This is a genomic window from uncultured Caballeronia sp. (assembly GCF_964243625.1).
Classification (GTDB): Bacteria; Pseudomonadota; Gammaproteobacteria; order Burkholderiales; family Burkholderiaceae; genus Caballeronia.
In genome coordinates this window covers 1-2,517 of record NZ_CAXTGZ010000774.1, presented here as the reverse complement: position 1 = coordinate 2,517, position 2,517 = coordinate 1, and the positions used below count along the sequence as shown (strand labels likewise).

Sequence of the window (2,517 nt, the reverse complement as noted above, 5' to 3'; positions counted from 1 at the left end):
TCCGTAGAGAATTTATTTTATGGCTTTGCGTATTTGTCTAAGTGTCCAAGCTGTAGCCCACAACAGCGCTATTGCGGATGCCAGCTCAGAAACATCCGCGATAGATTCCATCAGGCCGAAACCTTCTGTGAATTCGGTGCTGCTTGCACTGGACGACTTTCCTCGATACGCAAAGGAATACCGGCAAGCTGGTAATTCAATTCTTTGTAGCGTTCGTTATACGAGACTGTAAAAGGCGCATACACCTCAACACCCTTTTGACCGCGATACACGTTATGCAGGCCATTTTTAACGGCCTCGCCAAAAACGGACAGCTCAAAAAGTTCGAACTGCATCATCCCATTACGATTTGGACTTTGGCTTTGAATGCCGACAATAGCCCATGGCTTTTCCGGAGTGCCTTTGTCGATCACATCGACGATAGTACCTTTCAAAATCTTCATATAATTGCCTTATTCCCATCTGGGGTATATGCCCAACCGGGCACTTTAGAATCAGGATTCCGCCTGAAGTTTTTAAGTTCTTGCAAGCCGCGCTGACGCTTTATGTCGGCGTCGGCAAGAGAGCGCAACAGTGTGCGCATTACATTATTAGTCGTTGACTCTGCATCAGCGGCAGTGTTTTGCATGGCGTCACAGATAACCATGTGCACTTGGGCGCGCAATTCCATATATGCATTTCGTTCCATCAGCGATCTACCCATTCAGCAACAGAAATTGTTCCAGACTCATCTGAAACGCGAGACCAAATCTTTTCGGGAGCTATGCCCTTATCTTTCCGCTCTTGAACTGCCTTGAGCGTATCCTGAACTTGCTGTTCCAGTGCCGAGTTCAAGAAGGCGGATTTTGTACGCCGCTGAAAATCTAGCTGGCGACGTTGCGAGGTACTAAGTGCCGTGCCTTGGAACACTGCCTTTTTCATGCGGCCACCAATCGCAAGTGGCTTGGGATCACGGCAGGACGATAGAAAGAAGGTGGTGCAAGGTTGAAGCTGCGTTCAACTTCGCGGACGTTACGGACGAAAACAACACCGTGACGCGAAGAGTCAAATGGCGACTTAATATCAATACCGATTTGGCGAAGCCGAGCTCTATGTGTTTTCACGGCAGACTTGGAAATATCGAACTGTTTTCCGTTCATCCACTCCATCGCATAAGTTGCAGTACGTGAGGCTGCTTGCAGCGAGTTGCAAAGACCCTCAGCAAGGAGTTGTTCGGAAATACTGAAAATATCCATAGCGCTCACCTTCATCCGGTCGCCTACAGTTAAAAATTCGCGGTGGATTTCCCGCAGTCTTTCTTCGTCAAAAAGGCCCCAATGGCAGAGGCGTTCACGTCTTAAAAACTCAGATCGAAGCTTTATTTCAGAGCGGACAACGCCCCTTGAGACGCACCAGTCACGTAGCTGCTCGACATAAGCGAACTCGGCGGAATCAGCGCCGTAAGTTCTTTTTACCTTTGGCAGCAGATGGGCATCCATCTCAGCGGCCTTGTTGTAATTGCCGGGATAGACCAAACGGCCAGCCTTCTCACCACCCTTCGGGGTCCAGACAGTGGTGTTGCCGTCCGGGTACAGGTAGCCGATGGAGTGCCGGAAACGCTGACTGGAAATGCCACGCAAAAATGCCCTCTCGTTCCCCTGCCCCACCGAAAAGTTCTCGGTCAGATCGAGCCGCTGAAAAACAGCTCCATCGGTGAGGGTCCCGCCGTTTTGCAAATGCTCGACCTTCGTACACTTGGTCAGCGGAGGCAAATCCCACTCAGCCAGTACGGAGTTGATCACCCGCATGTTGTCGTCCAAGCGCTGGATGCCGAAAACGTTGTCAAGGCGGTTTATGCGTGAGGCGTTGCCATCAACTGTAATACGACGCCCGTGGACGTGAATCCGAAAGGTGGTGCAGTAGCTACCCTCTGCGTGAAACGCCGAAGTTGACTCGCTCAACGTCTCTTCGGTGTCCGGATCTACACGACGGATAAGCACATCCGTAACCTTGCGAAGGTCATGCGGATAATCCTGTGCGGCCTTGATCCAATCGTAAAACATAGAAATCCTGTCAATATCTGTATTCCAATACAGAAGTGGCTGGATTATGAGACCCTACGATCCTCAAATGCAAGTAGAAATGTACCGATATATAGGTACTGGATGGGTGAACAGTGAGTACGATGGAAAGCATGAGCAACCACACAGGCAACATAGCCATGACCATCGGGACAAATCTCAGACGGTATCGGGAGGCTAAAGGCCTCACTCAGCAGGCCGTGTGGGAGGCTGCGGGAATCAGCAAATCGAGTTATACCTCTTACGAGGCCGGGCGCGGAATGCCAGCAGCGGACAAGGTTGTAAGCCTTGCACATGTACTGGGAACGACCACCGATGAGCTGTTGCTAGAGCCCTCTGAAATGGTGGTATCTCAAGACATGCTGCCTATTCTTCGGCGGTTTGAAGCTCTGCCTACAGATATCCGTAATCAAGCCAAAATCGCCTTAAAAGGTGTGCTTTTCGGATACGAGCAGGA

4 protein-coding genes are annotated in these 2,517 nt (G+C 50.5%); 1 reads left to right on the top strand and 3 read right to left on the bottom strand.

The features are described 5' to 3' along the window. Window positions 1-110: 110 nt before the first annotated feature. The 3 genes from ACFFAR_RS30695 to ACFFAR_RS30685 form a co-directional block, all read right to left on the bottom strand. Window positions 111-443 (bottom strand): hypothetical protein, encoded by a 333-nt coding sequence (locus ACFFAR_RS30695; protein ID WP_375509167.1) that lies wholly within the window; start codon window positions 441-443, stop codon window positions 111-113. Window positions 444-687: 244 nt separating this feature from the next. Beyond that, on the bottom strand, window positions 688-921 hold the full coding sequence (locus ACFFAR_RS30690; RefSeq protein WP_375509166.1) for a hypothetical protein: 234 nt from the start codon (window positions 919-921) through the stop codon (window positions 688-690). Continuing rightward, window positions 918-2,042, bottom strand: coding sequence for a phage/plasmid replication protein (locus tag ACFFAR_RS30685; protein WP_375509165.1), 1,125 nt, complete (start codon window positions 2,040-2,042; stop codon window positions 918-920). The genes ACFFAR_RS30690 and ACFFAR_RS30685 overlap by 4 nt, the downstream gene beginning before the upstream one ends. Before the next feature lie 131 nt (window positions 2,043-2,173). Here ACFFAR_RS30685 and ACFFAR_RS30680 point away from each other — a divergent pair. Next, a partial coding sequence (locus ACFFAR_RS30680; RefSeq protein WP_375509164.1) for a helix-turn-helix domain-containing protein occupies window positions 2,174-2,517 on the top strand: 344 nt, incomplete at its 3' end.